Genomic DNA, 20412 nt, shown 5'->3' on the forward strand with positions numbered 1-20412 from the left:
GCGTGCATTCGATCTAGCTATTGATACTTGATACAAAATGCGTCATGATGGTGTGGCGCGCAACACAGCAGCGCACCTCTTCCTCCCCCGGTCCCAGGGCCCGCCTATCGCGCTCACCCTGTAGTGACCCCATCCTGCGCAGGAGACACTGCCATGCCCATCTCGACCGAAGATGGAGCGACCGAACAGTCAGTCGCTCACGACCCCGACACGCTGCGCCCGTATCACTGGATAGTGATGCTGCTCGGCGTGCTCGGATACGCCACCATCGCCGCGGACGCCGCAATATTTCCCACCAGCTACCCCCTGATCCAGTCCAGTCTCGGCTTCTCAGACAGCGCAGTCGGCTACATCTATGCCGCTGGCTTCTTCACATGCGGCGTCATAGCCATGTTCATGATAGGACCCCTCACCGACCGCTTCGGCCGCAAGCCACTCTTCATCTCGGCGATCTTGATCTGCTCCGTGTTTACCATTCTCGCCGGATTCGCTTGGAATACAGTGTCATTCGGCGCACTGCGGGCAGTGGCCACCATCGGCTACGTGTCGTGGGGATTGGCGACGGTACTCATCGCAGAATCAGTGCCGGCTCGCCATCGCGGCTGGATGACAGGAACGGTGCCCGTTGGATGGGCCATCGGTTTCGGATCGTCCGCATTCTTCTCCGAACACATCGCAGTCGATCTGGGATGGCGAGCGGTTTTCTGGATCGTCGGTGTCCTTCCGCTCTTCTTCGGGATCGCGGTCTTCTTCATCATCAAGGAAACTCCGCATTTCGTTGACTTGGCCAACGCCCGGCGCACTGGCAAGAGTGTATTCAAGGTCGATGTAGACAAGGCAGAGGGCGGACTTCTGACCCAACTCTGGGCGCCCGACATGCGAAAACGCACCATCGGAGTGACGGTCTTTTTCCTGTTCATCGTTCCGCAATATGCAATCATGTCGTACTTCGGACTGAGTTTCCTCCAATCCAACGACATCACCTTTCAGGATTCCAATAGAGCTATATCAATTGCAAACTGGTCGGGAATCATCACTATTCTCGTCGCGAGTTTCATTACTCGCGGTCGTGGCGCGCACTTCACGTTGACCGCAGTCGGCTTATTAGGCTCGATCTGCGCGGTATGCATGGTTCTTCTAGCCACCCCCAGCACAATTATCCCGTGGTTCATCGTGTACGTGCTGATCACCATCGGCCTCTGGGGTGGATCATCGAACTTCCTTCAGGAGGCGTTCCCTACCCGTATCCGGGGCACCGGTGGGGCGTGGGGGTCCGGAATGCTCTGGGCGAGCTATGGAACACTCGCGCTGATCGTCACTCCCCTGCTCGAGCATTTCTCCTGGAACCAGCTAGTCCTGTTCTTTGGCGCCGCCCTGCCTCTCGTGGCACTGGTCGGTCTGTGGTTGGTGCCGCGCCCAAATGCGCTCAACTCCAATCTCGAGGATCTCGTTCACTGAGTTGACGATGCAGCGCTGCGTATAGACGTAATCAACCCCGTCGAATGACCTCGGCCAATCGGGACGCGTAGTCGTATACAGAGCGATCCGCACGCGCTTGAACGACAGTCCTGGCGAGGCGTCCTGGGTTTCACGAGCGCCCGGGACGCCTTGAGCCCGACATACCTACGGAAAGCAGCTAACGTGAATACATCAAATGAATCGGAATACGTAAGTTCCAGAAAAAGTATGCTTCGAGTAGCTGCCGCCGGGTTTTCTGGAACTGCCCTCGAATACTACGATTTCTTCTTGTACGGCACTGCTGCCGCGTTGGTATTTGGACCTCTGTTCTTCCCCTCTTACAGCCCCCTAGCCGGCACACTCGCATCATTTGCTACGTTTGCAGTTGGATTCCTTGCTCGTCCACTCGGCAGCATTTTGTTCGGCAATATCGGTGATCGACTGGGCCGCCGCAAGACGTTGGTGTACTCATTGTCACTAATGGGTATAGCAACCGTGCTGATCGGCGCTCTGCCGACCTTCGAGCAGGTGGGTTGGTGGGCACCACTCATGCTCGTCGTCTTGCGTTTTCTGCAAGGGATCGCAATGGGCGGCGAATGGGGAGGCGCCGCGCTTATGCTGGTCGAGCATGCGCCTGCCAACCGACGTGGACTCTTCGGAAGCGTAGTCCAAATGGGAGCGCCCGGAGGGCTGCTGCTATCTACTTTGGCAATTAACATCAGCAGCGAGCTCAGTGGCGATTCCTTCAACTCGTGGGGCTGGCGAATTCCCTTCCTGTTAAGTGCCGTCATTTTCGTGGTGTCCATGATCATCCGGTTGGGCGTCGACGAAACACCGGCCTTCCAAACGCTGGATGCGGCCCAGGCCAAGCAAGCAAATCCGCTCCGATCCTTGCTGAGAAACAACTGGTTCGAGGTGGGTTTGGCGGCCGTCGTAATCGCACCCGGAGCGATACTCTTTTACCTTGTTTCTGCCTACTCGGTGTCCTACGGAACAGCCGAAGTCGGTCTCAGCCGCTCCACAGTCCTGAACGCAGTTGTAGTCGCCTCCTTCGTATATCTCGCTGCGCTGCCAGCTGCCGGGTTGGCCAGTGATCTCCTCTCGCGTCGGACGGTCCTCCTCGCTGGGTGCATCACAGCGTTCGCGAGCGGGTTCGTACTGTTCAAGTTTCTCGACATGGGAACATTCCTCATGGCGTTTGTCGGCATCGCGGTAGTGCTCTCCCTGGCTCACGCGAGTCTTCAAGCTCCCCAACCGGCTTTTCTCGCAGGCCGATTCGCAGCCGACGTCAGAATGAGCGGTGTAGCACTAAGCCAGGCGCTATCGACCAGTATGGTCGGCGGTACGGCGCCGTTCCTCGCCACACTCTTTTACAGTTGGACTGGGTCGACGGTACTGATCAGCTCATGGATCGCCCTTTGGAGTGTTGCCGCAGCTATTGCTTTGATCGTCCTGTGTAGACGTGGGCCAATCGGTAAGTCGGAAGATATGATCATGGAGACTCCGAGTTCGCTGGCACAAGGTAGTCAACAGAGGTGAAACCATCGTGGATTCCAGATCGATATCTGTGCGCATCGAAGAGTCGGAAAGGTGGGGAGCGAACCAGGATCGCATCGATCGAACCCTGACCTCACCAAAAAACGACACCGCTGGTAGTCGCTGGCGATGGCTGGCGGGCTGCAGTACATACGACACTGACCTATTTTTTCCGCCCGAGAATGAGCGGTTAGCCTGCCGCGTCAAGAGGGAAGCAACGGCAAAGCGCATCTGCGGTAAATGTCCAGTAATTGATTGGTGTCGGGCGGAGGCTCTTATTAATCAAGAATGTTTCGGGGTGTGGGGCGGTTTGTCCGAGCGTGACAGGTCGGAGTCTAGCGACGCGGCTGGCGTTCTCCTGGAGGCTTAGTGTTCTGAACGGTCCGTGGGTGGCGTCTATCTTGGCTTTTCGGTTCCCTCACCGCCCGCCGACTGCTTTGGCAACAAGTTTGCCTTTGCGCCACTTCTGGCATTTTCCCAATATTCATATTGATGGCGGATAGGAAGGCGGACGCGTAATGGCGAATCAACAACTGACGAAACCGAACGACCCCCGGATGTGCCGGACCGAGCAGCTCATGACTACAGAAGTAGATCACATGCTCGACTTCATCAGGTGTTGGTATCGTTACGGGGGCGGATCCGCCGAGGACATCTTCATTCGATTTGGGGTCACTGCCGATCTCTTCTTTGGCCGGGTCGATGCAGCGATTGCTCAACAACGCCCCTCGAGATCGTTGCCAGCGCAGGAAATCGCGGAAATACGCAATGTCTGCCGTCGCAGAATGCGGAGGTAGGCGTGCACATCAAATCCGTCCTACGATCTCGATGAGTGGTCGGCGCAAAATCAGCAGGACGTCGATCTGTTCGATCCGTCTGCCATCAACTTCGACGCAGACGGATCGGTGACGTGGTCCGGAAGTTCGGTGTCCACCATGCCCGGCTCGATAGTCGCCACACGAATGAGCTTCCGACCCAGTCCCTTTCGCAGCAACTTGGAAAGCTGAGTGAGGCCTTGGTGGCGGAATGGACTTGGAATCCTTCCAGAACGCGGACGGCCGCGATCGATGACGTCGTGATCAAATCCGCGCTTCGTCCCGCTGCAGCTGCCGCCTCCAGAGGGAGAACGAAAGCTTGGATCGTGTTCATGACCCCCTTCACGTTGAGACCGATCTGAGGATCCCAGTCCTCCGTGAGCAGATCGGTGATGCTGGAGATCAATTGTTCCCATACATCCGACGCGAGAAATCTCGATAGGCGGATTACATGTCATTGCGAGATCTCTTGAACAGAGGTGACTCGGTCAGGCCGCTCGGATGTGCGGTCGCCCCAGGCGTCGGTGTGAGTGCTTCGGATGCTGAACAGGGCCTGACCGACCGGCTCTGTCTGCTCCACGCCTGGTAGCCCCGCGTCCAGGTGGACGCGTGGCTACGCGGTATCGCCACTCGTCCGATGATCAGTCAGACGTGTGGTGCCTCGGGGCCGGTCTTCGAGGATTTACAAAAGGGTGCACAGGCCGGCGGCAGGCTGCTTTACGTCGGGCACTGCCTGAAAACGCTACAATTCGCCTGGAAGTCGCACTGCGCGAGTCCTATTGGAGAAGTACTCATCCGAGAGATAACGAGGGGGAAGATCGACGCTCTCATCTCTTCGGTCGCCGAAGGTACAACGAGCGGAGCACGGATCTCGCGTATCGTTCTGTCCGGCATGCTTCAAATCGCCGTCCGTTCGACTTTTCCTGCACAATCCGGTTCGCGAGGTACCGAGGCCGACGTCAAGCGAATGAGTGTCCGAGCGATTACCTTGGATGAGCTGGAAGAACTGGGAAACCGAATCAGGACCTACTGCCGTCACCAGATCGTCGACGAAGACGGGGTTGTTCACCCCAAACAGGGTCCCCGCCCTGGGGCCGATCTGGAAGACATTCTCATGGTCATGCTTGCCACTGGCGCCAGGATAGGAGAAGTGCTGGCTCTCACGTGGCCTCAGGTCGATCTCGACAGCGCATAGCTCGCGTCACAATCGACGCGACCCTCATCGTTCCCCAGGTCGCGACAGAGCGACTATTTCGCCAGGAGTACCTCAAAGGCGACTCACCGCCCCTCACGCTGATGCTTCCGTTGTTCGCTGCCGATGGGCTTCGCCGCCGCCGGGAACAACCTACGTACTACAACCCCGCCGATTCGGTCTTCGTGACCGCGACTGGAAACTGGGTCTCACCGAACAACGTCAGACGGTCTTGGAGAGCGGCAAGCGGCGACGACTTCGACTGGGTGACACCACACACCCTTCGAAAGATGGTGGCAACGTTGGTTAAGGAAACGTATGCGGTCGAGGCCGCGCAGATGCAACTCGGTCACGCCAACACTAGGGTCGCGGAAGCGCACTACATCCAGCTTTACCAACGCACCCGACTTGACCGAAGCACTCGACTCTTTGGCAGTAAAAGATGGATCGCACCAAGCCCGAAGAAAACCAAGCACCCCGCCACCGGCTTTACGCTGGTGACGGGGCGTTTCTGGGTGCGCCATCAGGGACTCGAACCCCGGACCCGCTGATTAAGAGTCAGCTGCTCTAACCAACTGAGCTAATGGCGCCGATCCGCACCGCGTGTACTTCTGCGGTGCGGGAGAAACATTAACAGGAGAAGCCGCCAGATGTGAAATCGGCAGCTCAGGGGCCCTGCAACGTCAGCTGAAGATCTTCCGAACGACGAGGACGGCGACGACTGCGCCGACACCGATCAGCGTGAACTTCACCGGCGGCTCGTTCAGCTTGGCGAGGACGGACTGCTTGGTGTTCTCTGCGATCCGCTTGGGGCTGGCCCGAACGCTGAGCTCGTCCAGGGTGCTGGCGAGCTGGTTCCGAGCAGCCTCGATCTCGCGCTCGATCTTGTCGGTGTCCCTGGCCACGTGTCCTCCAACTGGTCGCAAAAGCTTGTGTGTCACCGTCGAGCGTAGAGCACTCGCCGTCGCCGACGGACTCGCGCGGTTAGTCTCGTCAGGTGACCGACAACAACAGGCTCGAAGCCGGCGACACTGCTCCTGCGTTCACTCTGCCCGATGCAGACGGAAACGATGTCTCGCTCGCCGACTACACGGGCAAGAAAGTCATCGTCTACTTCTACCCCGCAGCCAGCACACCGGGCTGCACCAAACAAGCCTGCGACTTCCGCGACAGCCTCGCCGAGCTCAACGGCGAAGGCCTCGAGGTCATCGGCATCTCCCCCGACAAGCCCGCGAAGCTCGCCAAGTTCCGCGACGCCGAGGGCTTGAACTTCCCGCTGCTCTCCGACGTCGACAAGACGACGCTGCAAGCGTGGGGCGCGTTCGGCGAGAAGAAGAATTACGGCAAGGTCTACGAGGGCGTCATCCGTTCGACTTTCCTCGTCGACGAAGAAGGAAAGATCGAGGTCGCGCAGTACAACGTCCGCGCGACCGGCCACGTAGCCAAGCTCCGCCGCGATCTATCCGTCTGACGACCCCAGCTTCTGCAGGAACAGCGCTTCGGCCACCGCGAGGTTCTCGATCTCGCGGGGGTCGACGCTTTCGTTCGGGGCATGGATTCGACACAGCGGCTCCTCCACCCCCATCAGGATGATCTCGGCCTTCGGGAACGTCTGCGCGAGAACGTTGCACAGCGGAATCGAGCCGCCCTGCCCCGCCGAGACCACCGGTTCACCGAATGCGTCGGACAGCGCCTCGCTCAGGGCCGCGTACCCGGGTCCGTCGGTACGCGCTCGGAACGGCGAACCCACCGCTTCCGGTTCGACAGTGACGCGAGCGTTCCACGGGGCGTTCGCCTTCAGGTGCGCCGTGAGCGCGTCCTGCGCCTGCTGACCATCGATTCCCGGCGGAACCCGCAGATTCAGGCGGGCTGAAGCCGTCGGCGAAATCGCTGCCGCAGAACCGACGACCGGTGGGCAGTCGATCCCCAGCACCGTCAGCGCAGGCCGCGCCCACACCGCGTCGGCCACCGAGGACGTACCCGCGAGACCGACTCCATCGAGGACTCCCGCGTCGGCTCTGAATCGCTCCGGTGGGTAGTCGACCCCATCCCAGATCTGATCGGACGTCAGACCGTCGACGACGGTATCGCCGTGCTCGTCTCGCAACGTGGACAGCAGCTGTATCAACGCGGCCAGCGCGTCCGGGGCCGGTCCCCCGTACATCCCCGAATGAACTTCGCCCTCGAGCGTGTCGATCCGGACGACGACGTTCGCGATGCCCCGAAGTGTCGTCGTCACCGTCGGTTGACCGACCGCCGCATTTCCAGTGTCGGCGACAACGATGATGTCCGACGCGAACAGCTCGGGCCGGTTCTCGACGAGATTCTCCAGGCCGCCGGTCCCCATTTCCTCGGAACCTTCGGACACAACGGTGATTCCGACTTCGACATTGTCGCCGAGCGCACGCAGCGCGAGCAAGTGCATGATCACATTGCCCTTGCAGTCGGCAGCACCTCGGCCGTACCAGCGCCCGTCGCGTTCGGTGAGTTCGAACGGATCACTCCCCCACAGCGTGCGATCTCCGGGCGGCTGAACGTCGTAGTGGGAGTACAGCAACACGGTAGGCGCACCCGCCCGTGCGGCCCTATGCCCGACGACTGCCAGCGAACCGTCCACCGTCTCGATCAGCTCGGCTGACTCGATCCCGGCGTCGAGGAACGCATCTCGGACCCACTCGGCCGCGCCGACGCATTCCTCGCGCGGAAACTGACGCTCGTCGGCGACGGATCGAAACTTCACCAGGTCCGACAGCTCACGCCACGCCCGTGGCATGTCTGCGCTGATCCGGGCTCGAACATCCGACATGAGCACTCCTCGACATCTCGACCGATTCTCCTCGGCCATTCTGTCACTGAGCGCGTATGGAACCGCCGGACATCAGTTTCCGACGATCTCCTGCTGCAACCACGCGGCTGTGTGTGCCCAATGCTCGTCCCAGGCCTCCTGCTGGAGTTGCTCGTCCGACTTGCCCGGCTCGGGTTCATAGGTCGGCACCGCGAATACCGGAGGCTCGACGGTATAGCGCGGAACCACGGCGGCGGCAGGCGGAATGGCAGCCGCCGGAATCGGTACGAAGGCCTCGGCGGGACGCGCTACTCCCGTCGTCGGATCGATCGTCCACTGCACCTCAGGTGCCTCGGCGACGACTGGCTGCTGGGTGACGGGATCGATGACCACCGGAGGAGCGGGGTCAGTCGGCGGCGGTGGCTGCGTGGCCTCGACGCTCTGTGTGGCGCCCACGAGGCTGGCATCGATGCCGGTCGCCTCCGGCTCATTTTCACTCGCCTCGTTCGACACCGTCTCGCCCTGCGGAAGCGTCGACGCCAATGCGACGCCCCCCGACAGCACACCAGCCAGGACTGCGGCAGTCAGAACGAGCTTCTTCCTCGCAACAGTGCTTCGCACGGCCGTCACCGCAGGGTCCGTCACGCTCGGCGGTACCGATGGAACTCGAGCCGCGAGCAGTGGTGCGGGCGGAGCTGCCGCTGCGGCCGGTTCGTCACCGAGTGGGGCTTCGGTGACCCGCTCGACGGCAGCGGGCTTCACGACGGCGGGGACCGTGACGATTGGATCCGTAGCGATTGGGGCGGCGAGCATCTCGGCATCGCCCGCGGCCGCCAAGCTTGCTCCGCGTGCTGCGATCTGGTCGGAATCGCTCACGCGGACCACAGGAACGCCGAGTCCCAGCGCAAGAATGTCGATCAAATCCCGACTGCCGGAACGGTCACCGAACAATGCAACCGAGTCCGGCTTACGGCCCGCCTCGTCGAGAACCTCCCACGCCAACGGCACTGTGCTTCCGATGCGCTCGGGGCTCATGGAGTCGAGCGTCGCGGTTTTCGGCGACGACAGACTGGCGTTCGTCGCATCGGCGAGAGACAACGCCACGCCTGACGGGCCGATGTAGTAGAGGAGGACGCAGTCGGCGAACTCGAATTCGGGAGACCGCGCCAACCAGCCGAGGATCGCAGTCGAAGCGGAGACCAACTGGACGTCGCCGAGTCCACTCGCCTCGATGGACGAGGCAAGACGGTCACGCTCGTCGGCCGACCGATACACGAGACCGACCGCCTCGACGTCGATGTCCCGACGCGTCGCGACGGCCGTCATCGACTCGACCGCGGTGCGTAGCGATGAGGACTCGTCACTCTCCAGTGATGTCACCTGGTTCGCCACGGCGGCATCCGCTTCGAGGTCGAAGAGGACAGCATTGATCGCGCCTGACTCGATCGATAGACCAATGGTCGCCACGTAGTTCTCCTGTGCCGTTGGGTGAGGCTCCCGACCTTTTGCGCATCCGACACGAATTCGGCAACGCACAACCTGCACGAAAACGTAACTTCTTTCGATTACCATACCCAACGAATGTTTTCTTGACCAGAAAACAACCTATTACCTGTCACAACGCCGATACAAGGTTTGTTGTTGCTATCGACAGCCGAATCACCGCCCGGCGGTGCCTTGAGGTGTCTGTAACCGCGCGTAGTGGAGTTCGACCGCTCGAGGCCGCTAGCCTGGGTGCGTGGAGTCCTCTGCTAGCGCCCAGTCTGCGAGACGTCTCGATGCCGCTCTCGAATCGACGGCAGAGACTCAGGAGCTGATGCCCCGTCGTCGGCCCACCCAGGAGCGGAGCCAGCGCAAGTTCGACGCCCTGCTCGCCTCGTCGCGCGATCTCCTCAGCGATGTCGGATTCGAATCGTTCACCTGCGAGGAAGTGGCAGCGCGCGCCGAACTACCGATCGGCACCCTCTATCAGTTCTTTGCGAACAAGTACGTGATCGTCTGCGAGCTCAACCGCCAAGATCTCGTCGGAGTCCAACAGGAGCTCGCCGAGTTCAACGGTGAGGTTCCGTCGCTGGACTGGCTGCGCTTCCTCAACAAGTTCGTCGACCATATGGCCGGCTTGTGGATGTCCGACCCGTCGCGCCGCGAGGTATGGCTCGCGATGCAATCCACCCCGTCCACCCGCGCGACCGGAGTCATCCACGAGCGCGAATTCGCCGACCAGGTAGCCAAGATGCTCGGACCCTTGACCCCTCGCACTCCCCGTGCCAAGCGCAATCTGATGGCACAGGTCCTCGTGCACATCGTCTACTCGATGCTGAACTTCTCGGTGCAGGACGGCCAGAGTCATGAGGATGCAGTGGCCGAACTCAAGCAGATCATGACGGCCTACTTGCTCGTCGCAGAGAAGCAGTCGCGGCGTTCGGGTGCGTCCGTCGTCGAATAGTGATTCCGGGGTTTACCGGGCCCTTTCCGGTGACCGAATGTCTGTTTCGGTCACTCAGAGTGACCGAATGTCTGTTCGAGTCACTCAGAGTGACCGAATGAGTCGTTCGCTCCGCCGAAGGTGACCGAAACAGGCATTCGGTCACAAACCCCCACCCACACACGACAAACGCCGACCCACCCGAAGGTGGACCGGCGTCTGGGCGTGCTACTTAGCTCATTCCTCCAGGATTGCCACCGCTGCGGCGATGTCGCCGTCGTGGGTGAGCGAGAGGTGGATCTTCACCGTCGGCAGGAATTCGAGTGCCATTCCGTGCAGCTTGATCGACGGCCGGCCCCACGCGTCGTTGACGACCTCGATGAGCGGGTACGGGTTGTCACCGATCTGAGGCGGCCTCGCGAATCGCGATGTCGCCCAGGCCTTCAACACTGCTTCCTTGGCCGCCCACCGTGCTGCGTAGTGGCGGGCCGGGTCGGAACTCTTCGTCGCTGCATGCCGACGCTCCCCCGCGGTGAAGCTGTCGCGGATCATCGTCGTGCCGGCCCTTTCCATCTGCTCGGCGAAGTCGGACACGGTCACCAGGTCGAAACCTACTCCCAAGATAGCCATATCTACTTGCACCCCGGCAGACCCGAACGGTAGACATCGTCGTCGCCGAGGCGTGCTGCCTCGGTGAGCAGGACATCCGCTTCGAGCTCACGCGTTGCCTTCGCAGGCGTCCCGTCGTGTCCGAGCCTTCGATCGTCGGGCCGCTCGTACAGGGCGTCACCTCCCACCATCGCGGAGATCAGCCTGCGCTGACCGGCGATGCGACGCTCGTTCGCACGGGCGACGTAGTCGGCGCGACGTTCCGCCGGAACTGCTTCGATGAACGCTTGCGGGTGCACGAGGGCGATGAGGCCGGAGACGTGCCCGAAGCCGAGCGAGGTGAGCAGACCAGCCTTGAGAGGTACCGAGTCACCGAAGCGCAGCGGCTCGCGAGCCCACACGAGGTGCCCGAACTCCGTCATCTTGTCGTCGACACAGTCGAGACTGCGGTTCGGCGGGATGACGCCGTTGGCCAGCACCTGGCACAGACCGATCAGCTGCCACGCAGCCGCGCCGCCCTTCGAGTGTCCGGTGAGGCTCTTCTGCGAGACGACGAACAAAGGAGCTCCGTCGGTGCGGCCGATGGCATTCGCGAGGCGAGTGTGCAGTTCCGCCTCGTTCGGGTCGTTGGCTGCAGTCGAGGTGTCGTGCTTGGAGATCACTGCCACGTCGTCCGCGCTGACGCCGAGTGCGTTGAGAGACAACGCAAGCGCCGAGTCTCTGCCGCCGCGGCCGGCGCTGAGCGCACCGAGCCCGGGAGCCGGGATGGAGGTGTGCACACCGTCGCCGAACGACTGTGCGTACGCCACCACACCGAGGACCGGTAGGCCCATCTCCAACGCGAGGTCACCGCGGGCCAGCAGAATCGTTCCGCCGCCGTGTGATTCGACGAATCCGCCGCGCCTGCGGTCGTTGGCCCTGGAGAACCGTCGATCGCTGATGCCCTTGGCAGTCATCGCCGCGGAGTCCGCCGTGGCGGACATGTCGCCGAAGCCGATGATGCCTTCGGTGCTCAGATCGTCGAAGCCACCGGCCACGACCAGCTGCGCCTTGCCCAGCTTGATCTTGTCGACGCCTTCTTCGACTGAGACTGCTGCGGTGGCGCAGGCTGCGACGGGGTGAACCATCGCGCCGTAGCTACCGATGTACGACTGAACCACGTGCGCGGCAACGACGTTCGGCAGAGCTTCCTGCAGGATGTCGTTCGCACGAGCGTCGCCGAGCAGGGTGTCGATGTACAGCGAGCGCATCGACTCCATTCCGCCCATGCCGGTGCCTTGTGTGTTGGCGACCAGCGTCGGGTGAACCCAGCGCATCAGTTCCGAGGGGTTGAAGCCCGAGGAGATGAACGCGTCGACCGTGGTGACGATGTTCCACAGTGCGACACGGTCGACCGAGCTGGCCATATCGGGCGAGATGCCCCACTTGGTGGGATCGAATCCGGTCGGAATCTGTCCACCCACGGTGCGGGTGAGCTTCATCTTGCGCGGAACCCGAATCTCGGTGCCAGCCTTACGGGTGACCTGCCAGTCGCTCGAGTCCGGTACCGGCGTGATCAGCGTGTGCTCGGGATCCGCCGCAGCGAACGAGCGAGCGTCGATCTCGGTTCCGACGACGAACGTCAGGTCGTTGTCGAGGAAGATCGAGGTCATCAGCGGAGCGGTGTTGCCGACCATGGCGCCATCGTCGCCGTAGGTGCGGATACCGCACTTCTCGACCACGATGTCGTGGTACTTGTCGGCGATGTCCTCCTCCGGCACGAAGTCACCGGACTCGATGTCGTACCAACCCGGCTTGGGATCGTTCTCCCAGGCGATCAGGCCGGTGTTCCATGCGAGTTCGAGAACGCCTGCGGCAGAGAGCTCCTCGTCGACCTCCATCTCGAAGCGGGTACGAGCGCTGCCGTACGGTCCGAGCTCACCGGCTCCGACGATGACGACCAGGTCCTTCGGGTCCACGTCGAGCGTGGGCCATGCCGGAGCCGTGGTCGCGGTCAGACGCGGCGGTGCAGGCAGTGCGGCGATGATCGCGTCGTCGACGGCGTCCTCGGTCTTGTCCGCAGCGGCGGCTGCGGCTTCGCGAGCAAGTTCGACGAGGTTGAGCTTGGTGTTGGCCAAGCCGCCGGTCAGGTCCGCGAGCAGCGGAGCCTCGGCTGCCTGGCGTCGAGCCGACGCGTCGCACAGCTTCAGCAACTCGGTGGCCATCTCGTCCGTGGACCAGGTGCGCACACCCTCTGCTTCGACGGCTTCGACGATCGGATCGTTTCCGCCCATCAGACCGGTTCCACGAACCCAACCGATGTGAGCGTGTGCGATCGACACCCGCTCGGCCCAGTTCTTCTCCGAGCCCCACTTGGCTGCGATCGCATCGAGAGCGGCCTTGGACTCGCCGTAGGCACCGTCGCCACCGAACATTCCGCGGTTCGGCGAACCGGGAAGCACGACGTGCAGGTGCGTGTCGATGTCGTTGTCGTAGCCGATCTTCGACAGACCGCCGATCAGACGCTCGACGGACCAGAGCAGCACACGCATTTCCATCTCGGCGCGGCCACCGGCGTCGGACAGCTCACCGACGACGCGAGGAGCGGCGAACGGGAACAGCATCGTCGGGGTGATACCGGCCTTGACGAGGGTCTTGGCGCCGCCCGCATTGTCGACCTGGTCGGAGCCGATCCACTCGATGAGCGCATCGACGTCGCTGTAGGACGCGATGTTGGCAGGCACGACCCACAGCGATGCACCAGCGCGAGCGTTGGCGCGGTACAGGGTGCGGTAGAACTTGAGCCGCTCCTCGTCGAGACGCGAGGTGGTGACGAAGACCGTCGCTCCCCCGCCCAGCAGCTTGCCTGCCACCGACGCTGCGATCGAGCCCTTGCTGCCGCCGGTGACGACTGCGACCTCGTCGGACCATTCGCCCTTCGAGTCGGACACGAGCGCGATGTCGGCGATGCGGCCGTAGGTCTCGGCAAGAACGGTCTTGTTCTCGTAGTCGGCCTTCGCCTTCCACCACTGCGCCTGTGCAGCAACAGCTTTGCCTGAACCTGCGAAGGACTCGACGGTCAGGTCACCTGCGGTACCGAGCCACAGACGCGCAAGGTCCTCGCGGGCGGTGGCCCATCGGTCGTCGATCAGCACGGCCTTGCGGGAATCGAATGCCGGAGCGACGAGCCTCGGCCAATCCGAACCGAGCTCCGCCGCAACGAGATCTACGAGCGCGGCGTCCGGATTTTCGACGGCAAGCGCGTTCGGCGCCTCGGCGAGACCCAGCTGTTCGAGAACCAGGCGTGCAGCCGAAGCAAGCACTCCGTCGCGGCCGGTGATGTGTTCGGTGAACTCACCCAGTGCGGCTGCGTCGACGGTTCCCCCGCCGCCGCCACCGGTCTGCGGCAACGAGACTGCAACACCGCGTCGGGCAGCGACTGCGGCGACCGCCGAGTCGATGACGGTATCGACAGCACCGCCGTCGGCCAGCGCACCGTCGGCAAGTCCGCCGAGGGCTCCGCCGCGCACCGACACGCCGTCACGAGTGCCGAGGGCGACCTCGGCCGTGACGTGGTTGGCCCACCCGTCGCCCAGTTCCCAGACCTTCTTGACGCGGTCCGCGATGGAGGCCGGACGACGTCCCGACGGTCCGAACACCTTGCGCAGGTGATCGTTGATCGAGTCGCTCAGCACGGGGCCGAACGGCTTGTAGGTACGAGCCAACTTGTTGACGGTGCCGGAGAGCGCACCCATGTCGGCGTCGGCGGCACCGTCGATGGCGCCGAGCGAGAGCTCGGAACCGAGGTCGACGAGCAGCTGGTTACGACGCGAGGAGACGCCGTCGCACAGTGCCTCGATGGTGTCGGCGGGTCCGATCTGATCGAGCTGCAGCTTGGTCCACAGGCCGATGAGGATCTTGGTCGCATCCGACGCGCTGAACGCGATGTCGTCGGGACGGGGTCCGCCCGACGGCGCTGCGGCGGGTGCAGGGGCCGCGGCCGGAGCTGCAGCAGCGGCGGGAGCAGACTCGGCGACAGGTGTCGACTCCTCTTCGTCCACCGGAGCTGGATCGGTGTCGGTGCCGTAGACGATCGCGGCTTCGCGTTCGACGTTGAGCACCTCGACCGGGAAACCGAAGCGGCCCGGCAACTTCAGCGTCTGCGACGCGAGGTTGGCGACCGTCGGCGTTGCACTGAGGCCGATTTCGACGAAACGCTCGACGCCGAGTCCGCCTTCGGACTCGTCGGCGAAGAGCAGGTCCTGGGTCTCGATCCAGCGAACCGGGCTGGCGAACTGCCATGCCAGCAGCTCGATCAGGACAACTCGGCACAGATCGTGCGGCCGTGCGGCCCAGGAGTCGAAGTCGGAGAGGACGTCGTTCAGCGGTTCCGACGGGACCAGGTCCGCGATCTCCTGGATGAACGAGCGCTCCAGCGAGAACGGCTTCGGAACCAGGTTCGGGACGTAGCGGCCGAGCAGGATCTCGGGATCGAGATCTGCGGGCAGCAACGTTCCGAGGCGGGTGCGGAAGTCGTCGACTCCGCCGCGCAGCACCGACGAGTGGAACGGTACGTCGATGCCGGGAACCATGATGTACGCGGCCTTGCCACCGAACTCGGCGCGGCGGATCGCGATCTTCTTCTCCAGCTCCCCGAGGCCGTCGACCGTTCCCGCGATGGCGTACTGCGAGCCACGGAGGTTCAGGTTGACGATTTCGAGGAATTCGCCGGACTCTTCGGCGACACCGGCGACGAACGCCTGCACGTCCTCGTCGGCGAGACCGATCTGCGACGGCCGGATGGCGGCCATGCGGTAGTTGCTCCGCCCGGCAGCGTCACGTCGAACGAGTGCGTGCATTGCCGAACCACGCTGGAAGACGACCTCGAGGACGGCTTCGAGCGGAAGGACGCCGGCAACGGCAGCGAGCGCGTTGTATTCGCCGACGGAGTGGCCCGCGAGAATCGAATTCTCGACGAACACACCGGATTCGCGGAGTTCGGCGACCTGAGCGACACCGAGGACCGCCATGGCGACCTGAGTGAACTGCGTCAGGTGCAGAACGCCGTCCGGGTGCTTGTGCTCGACGCCCCGAGCCTTGAGCGTCGTCGGGTTGTCGCGTACGACAGCAAGAATGGAGAACCCGAGGGCCTTGCGGGTGTGCTTGTCGGCACGCTCCCAGACCTCACGAGCAGCCTTCGAGCGAGCCCGAGCGTCGAGGCCCATGCCCTGACGCTGGATGCCCTGGCCGGGAAATGCGTAGACCGTCTTCGGCGCCGCGGTACGAGCGGTGGCGACCATGACGAGTTCGCCTTCGACGCGGCAGGAGACCTCGACGAGTTCTGCGCCCTGGTCGAATCCGGTGCGATCGACGCGCACGTCGATCTCGGCTCCGGGACGGACCATTCCGAGGAACCGTGCCGTCCACGCGGTCAGGCGACGCGGCGGGGTCTTGGTGTCCTCGTGATCGACCGCAGTGACAACCTGCTGAGCGGCCGCGGAGAGCCACATGCCGTGCACGATCGGGCTGCCGAGGCCGGCGAGCAGTGCTGCCGGGTCGGACGTGTGGATCGGGTTGTGATCGCCCGAGACCTGGGCGAACGCGGCCATGTTGCGCGGGGCGACGATGGTCGCCTGACGACGGCGACGACGAGGGGTGTCCTTGGCGTCGGCCGAAACCGAGCCACCGGCGCGGGCCGGATCGACGAGTTCGCCCTTGCCGGTGCGTCCACGAATTGCGAAGCGTTCCACCAGTGTTGCGACAGCGGGGGCGTCGAGGCCTTCACCGAGCATTGCTCCGATTTCGACGGACACCTCGACGACGCGACCGAGATCGGTGTCGAGCACCTCGCCGGCCTCTGCCTTGACGACCAGGATCGACGCGTCGGTCGGCAGTGTGCCGACCAAGTTGACGCTGTGGTCGAGGTGGACCAGGTCGAGCATGCCCTCGATGACGTCGATGCCCGAGCTCGTACGAGTGGCACCGAGAACCGCGAAGACGGCCGGCCAGCAGGCTCCGACGAGCACGTCGGGCACTGCGCTACCGCTGACGGTCAGCGACTCGGGCAGGCCCGATCCGGTGACTCCTGCGTGATCGGCTACGAGATCGGGAATCCACGCGAGGTTGATTCGTGCCGCACCGTTCTTGACCTTTGGAAGATCCTGTCCTGCAGCAACTCCGAGAAGTGCCGACATGGACTTCTGCGCATCGTCGGCGGTGACGACGGGTGCGCCGCCGTCGATCGTGGACGCCGGGACGGTGAGTCGGATGCGCACCTCTTTGCCGGGCGCTAGCGGAACCGTCAGTTCGACGTGATCCGAATCGAGAACCGTCAAGGTGGATCCGGTCTGCACATGCGAGGCCACGGTGTCGGAATCGACTACCCACTCGGTGGGATCGCCGAGACGTGCAACCGGGTTCTGGGTCATACGCGACGCCCAGTTGACATCCGGTGCTGCCAACACGATGCCGAGCAGACCGGGTGCGATTTCGGCATGACGGCGGCTGGCAATCGAAGTCGCCTGTGCGCCCTCGGCCACCAGCTCGTCGGCTGCTGCCTTCTCGAAGCGATTCAGCAGGTCGCCGACCGGCTCGTCGACCTCGGTGATGCCCGCGACGGCGACGGTGCCGGGAATGATGCAGACCTGATCCGCCGAGTAGCGCGAATCGTGCGCCTGCCACAGCGAGTCACTGCGCCACCAGCGTCGGACGTCGCCGTCGACGACGGGCACGAAGTTGACGGGCTTGCCCGGCAGGCGGCAGAGGGAGGTGAAGAACGTGATGTCGGCGGGGTGGAGAACCACGTCGCCGGCGTCGGGGAACTGAGCGAGGAGTGAACGCAGCGCTGCGCGAGGGCGTTCGAGGGTGTCGACGTCGGAGAACAGCGTCGGAATCGGCCCGCGGTCGACCGGGTGCAGTCGAGCCTCCGCCCGCTGCAGCATTTCGAGGAAGCGGGTGCGCCACGTGATGTCGAGCCAGACCGATTCGCGTGCCTCGGAGACTGCGTCGGTGAACTCGCCGCCGCAGTCGAATTCAGTGTGGGAATCCGTTCCGATGGCCAGATCGAGGTATCGAGTGAGCCACTGCTGGTAGGTCATGTCGGCGACGTCGCCGAAGAACGGCTTGGCCGTCCCATCGAGTGCTGCGATGATCTCGTCGCGGCGCTCGGCCACGGCGTCGGAATCACCGGCGACCTCGTCGAGCAGACGCCCGCAACGCGATGCAGCGTTGTCGATCTCGTGAATGTCGGCGCCGAGCTGGCTACGGCCGGAGGCCATTCCGCCTACTGCGGTTCCTGCACCGACCCAGTCGGGCGTTCCCGGGGTGTCGACGAGGAGCTGCTTGACCTCGGGGGCCGTCGTGGCTTCGAGAGTGGCCATCGCCGCGGTCCCCACGAGGATGCCGTCGAGCGGCATCTTGGGGTATCCGGCACCCAACGACCAACGGCCGGTGAGGTATTCGGCTGCACGCTCGGGAGTGCCGATGCCGCCACCGACGCAGATGACGAGGTTCGGACGCGCCCGCAGCTCGGCGTACGTGGTGAGCAGCAGGTCATCGAGGTCTTCCCACGAGTGATGTCCGCCTGCGCGCCCACCTTCGATGTGGACGATGACCGGGTACGACGGAACCTCGTTGGCGATGCGGATGACTGCGCGGATCTGCGCGACCGTTCCCGGCTTGAAGCAGACATGCGAGATACCTGCCTCGGACAGTTCCTCGATCAGCGCGACCGCTTCTTCGAGTTCCGGAATGCCAGCGGTGACGATGACGCCGTCGAAGGCAGCTCCGGCAGCACGTGCACGTTGGACGAGGCGACGTCCGCCGAGCTGCAGCTTCCACAGGTACGGATCGAGGAAGAGCGAGTTGAACTGCACGGCACGGCCGGGCTCGAGCAGCTGCGTGAGCTCCGCGACACGGTCGGTGAAGATCTCTTCGGTGACCTGACCACCACCGGCGAGCTCGGCCCAGTGGCCGGCGTTGGCAGCTGCAGCGACGATCTTGGCGTCGACCGTCGTCGGTGTCATGCCTGCCAACAGGATCGGCGACCGCCCGGTGAGCTTGGTGAACGAGGTCTCGACGACGACGCGGCCGTCGGGCAAGGTGACCGGCTTCGGCGCGAATTCGGCCCAGGACGGCTGCACCTCGGGCGCTGCGCCCGGGGTCAGCAGGTTGCGGTGACCGCCACGCGTGGAGGCCGCGATGATTCCGACACCCTGGCCACGAAGGGCCGGGGTGGTCATGCGAGTGAGGAGATCCCCCGGGCCGAGGTCGAGAATCCAGTCGGCGCCGGCGGCAACGACACCGTCGATCTCTGCAACCCAGTCGACGGGATCGACGAGAATGCGCTGCGCGAGGCTGCGCGCCACATCCACGTCGAGCCCACAGCGAGCAGCCCAGGCAGAAACGAGTTCGACTGCGTCGTTCAGTGCGGGGTGGTGGAAGCCGATCTCGACGGGGAGGATTTCGAAGACGGGGGCGAACACTGCGCCGCCACGCTTCTTCGAATCACGCTCACGCTCTTCGGACGCGGAGATCTGCTCGGCGCGCTCCTGGACGCGGGCGATCTGTGCCGGCGGGCCTGCGAGTACGACGCGGCGACGGCCGTTGCGGATGGCAAGCACAGCGGAACGCTCCGGTGCGCCGTCGATGGCAAGGTCGTCGACGATGGCCTGGAGTCGCTCGGGTTCGACGTTCGAGACCGAGACCATGGGCGCGCGGTCGGCCGTGCCGAGGATCCCGCGGCGACGTCCGACGAGTCCGGCCGCAGCGCCGATCAGCTGTGCGACGGCCAGGAGGCTGGCGTCTTCTCCGCCGTGGCTCTTGACCGACTCGGCCGCGATGAGTCCCTGCGAGTGTCCGATGACGGTGACCGGGGGCACCTCCGCGGGATCGAGTCCCTGAAGCTTCAATGCGCGCAACGCCGCGACCTGAGTCAGGAAGACACCGGGTAGCGACACGGCGGCGGAAGTGAGTGCTGCCTCGGACGGGCCGAACGAGCCCGCGCCGTCGACGTCGTCGGCGAGGTCCTGCTCGAGCATCCAACCGATGGGATCGAAGCCGACCGAGCGGACGACGAGCAGGTCGGAGGCGACGGGGGCCAGGATGGCCGCCGATTCGTTGACCAGGTCCGTCAGCTCGGGCTCGAGGGCGGAGTCACGTGCGAGCTCCTCGAGGGAGCTCAGCCATGGCGATCCCTGTCCGCCGAACGCAAGCGCGTACGGCTCACCGGCCGCGAACCGGTCTGCGAGGGTACGAGAACCGCCACCGCTCTTGGGGGATCGTCCCGCGCCCTGTCCGTGTGATGGTGTGCTCTCGTTGATCGTCAAGGTGCAAATTTCCTCTCGTGAGCAACTCGGGGGTCCAAGGTTGCTTCGTCGGTGGCGTCCGTCATCGGCGCCGAGGGGCGAAGTCGAGGAGCCCGTCCGTCGCCGGCAGCGAGGTGGCTCTATCCGCGTGCCACAAGGTTGACACAAAATCATGAGGAAATCCTCACGTTTCGTTTGACGTCCAAGCGCTACCCGTCAGTACGCACCTGAACTGGACTTTTCGTACCGATCGTCCAACTCGCCAGTAACAAACATCGCTGCAGGCAGTGGCCGTATTGCGCTCGACT

General features: G+C 63.6%; 12 protein-coding genes, 1 tRNA gene and 1 pseudogene. 7 read left to right on the forward strand and 7 right to left on the reverse strand.

Features of this window, described 5'->3' with window-relative positions:
* Window positions 1-153 precede the first annotated feature (153 nt).
* The 3 genes from ACODSO_RS17500 to ACODSO_RS17510 all read left to right on the forward strand — a co-directional run bounded on the left by ACODSO_RS17500 (window position 154) and on the right by ACODSO_RS17510 (window position 3364).
* Window positions 154-1458 carry an MFS transporter gene (locus ACODSO_RS17500; protein ID WP_489038047.1) on the forward strand — a complete coding sequence of 435 codons (1305 nt, stop codon included), beginning with the start codon at window positions 154-156 and terminating at the stop codon, window positions 1456-1458.
* A 183-nt stretch (window positions 1459-1641) separates the two neighbouring features.
* Window positions 1642-2997, forward strand: a complete 1356-nt coding sequence (locus ACODSO_RS17505) for an MFS transporter (RefSeq protein WP_489038048.1) — start codon at window positions 1642-1644, stop codon at window positions 2995-2997.
* Between the two features lie 28 nt (window positions 2998-3025).
* A complete protein-coding gene (locus ACODSO_RS17510; protein ID WP_489038076.1) occupies window positions 3026-3364 on the forward strand; it encodes a WhiB family transcriptional regulator in 339 nt (112 codons plus the stop codon).
* Window positions 3365-4011: 647 nt separating this feature from the next.
* Here ACODSO_RS17510 and ACODSO_RS17515 read toward each other — a convergent pair.
* Window positions 4012-4215, reverse strand: a pseudogene (locus ACODSO_RS17515) (hypothetical protein); the annotation flags it as partial.
* A 486-nt stretch (window positions 4216-4701) separates the two neighbouring features.
* On the opposite strand from ACODSO_RS17515, the gene ACODSO_RS17520 reads away from it, so the two are divergent.
* Together ACODSO_RS17520 and ACODSO_RS17525 are read left to right on the forward strand one after the other, a co-directional pair.
* Window positions 4702-5004 (forward strand): hypothetical protein, encoded by a 303-nt coding sequence (locus tag ACODSO_RS17520; RefSeq protein WP_489038049.1) that lies wholly within the window; start codon window positions 4702-4704, stop codon window positions 5002-5004.
* A gap of 101 nt (window positions 5005-5105) precedes the next feature.
* On the forward strand, window positions 5106-5552 hold the full coding sequence (locus ACODSO_RS17525) for a tyrosine-type recombinase/integrase (protein ID WP_489038050.1): 447 nt from the start codon (window positions 5106-5108) through the stop codon (window positions 5550-5552).
* Here ACODSO_RS17525 and ACODSO_RS17530 read toward each other — a convergent pair.
* Window positions 5518-5591: transfer RNA gene (locus ACODSO_RS17530), tRNA-Lys, on the reverse strand. The two genes, ACODSO_RS17525 and ACODSO_RS17530, sit on opposite strands and share 35 nt — an antisense overlap.
* A gap of 93 nt (window positions 5592-5684) precedes the next feature.
* A complete protein-coding gene (locus ACODSO_RS17535) occupies window positions 5685-5906 on the reverse strand; it encodes a DUF3618 domain-containing protein (protein WP_068376457.1) in 222 nt (73 codons plus the stop codon).
* 92 nt (window positions 5907-5998) lie between these two features.
* On the opposite strand from ACODSO_RS17535, the gene bcp reads away from it, so the two are divergent.
* On the forward strand, window positions 5999-6472 hold the full coding sequence (gene bcp / locus ACODSO_RS17540; RefSeq protein WP_489038051.1) for a thioredoxin-dependent thiol peroxidase: 474 nt from the start codon (window positions 5999-6001) through the stop codon (window positions 6470-6472).
* Here the strand turns inward: bcp and ACODSO_RS17545 are convergent.
* Together ACODSO_RS17545 and ACODSO_RS17550 are read right to left on the reverse strand one after the other, a co-directional pair.
* Window positions 6461-7807: a dipeptidase gene (locus ACODSO_RS17545; RefSeq protein ID WP_489038052.1), complete on the reverse strand. Its 1347-nt coding sequence runs from the start codon at window positions 7805-7807 to the stop codon at window positions 6461-6463. The genes bcp and ACODSO_RS17545 overlap by 12 nt on opposite strands.
* A gap of 72 nt (window positions 7808-7879) precedes the next feature.
* On the reverse strand, window positions 7880-9253 hold the full coding sequence (locus ACODSO_RS17550) for a DUF7159 family protein (protein WP_489038053.1): 1374 nt from the start codon (window positions 9251-9253) through the stop codon (window positions 7880-7882).
* Window positions 9254-9602: 349 nt separating this feature from the next.
* On the opposite strand from ACODSO_RS17550, the gene ACODSO_RS17555 reads away from it, so the two are divergent.
* Window positions 9603-10232, forward strand: coding sequence for a TetR/AcrR family transcriptional regulator (locus tag ACODSO_RS17555; protein ID WP_082897913.1), 630 nt, complete (start codon window positions 9603-9605; stop codon window positions 10230-10232).
* Window positions 10233-10448: 216 nt separating this feature from the next.
* On the opposite strand, the gene acpS is transcribed toward ACODSO_RS17555, so the two are convergent.
* Together acpS and ACODSO_RS17565 are read right to left on the reverse strand one after the other, a co-directional pair.
* Window positions 10449-10841: a holo-ACP synthase AcpS gene (gene acpS / locus ACODSO_RS17560; RefSeq protein WP_489038054.1), complete on the reverse strand. Its 393-nt coding sequence runs from the start codon at window positions 10839-10841 to the stop codon at window positions 10449-10451.
* Between the two features lie 2 nt (window positions 10842-10843).
* Window positions 10844-20125, reverse strand: a complete 9282-nt coding sequence (locus tag ACODSO_RS17565) for a fatty acid synthase subunit beta domain-containing protein (RefSeq protein WP_489038056.1) — start codon at window positions 20123-20125, stop codon at window positions 10844-10846.
* Between the last annotated feature and the right edge of the window lie 287 nt (window positions 20126-20412).

This window comes from Rhodococcus sp. FG69 (genome assembly GCF_057808915.1).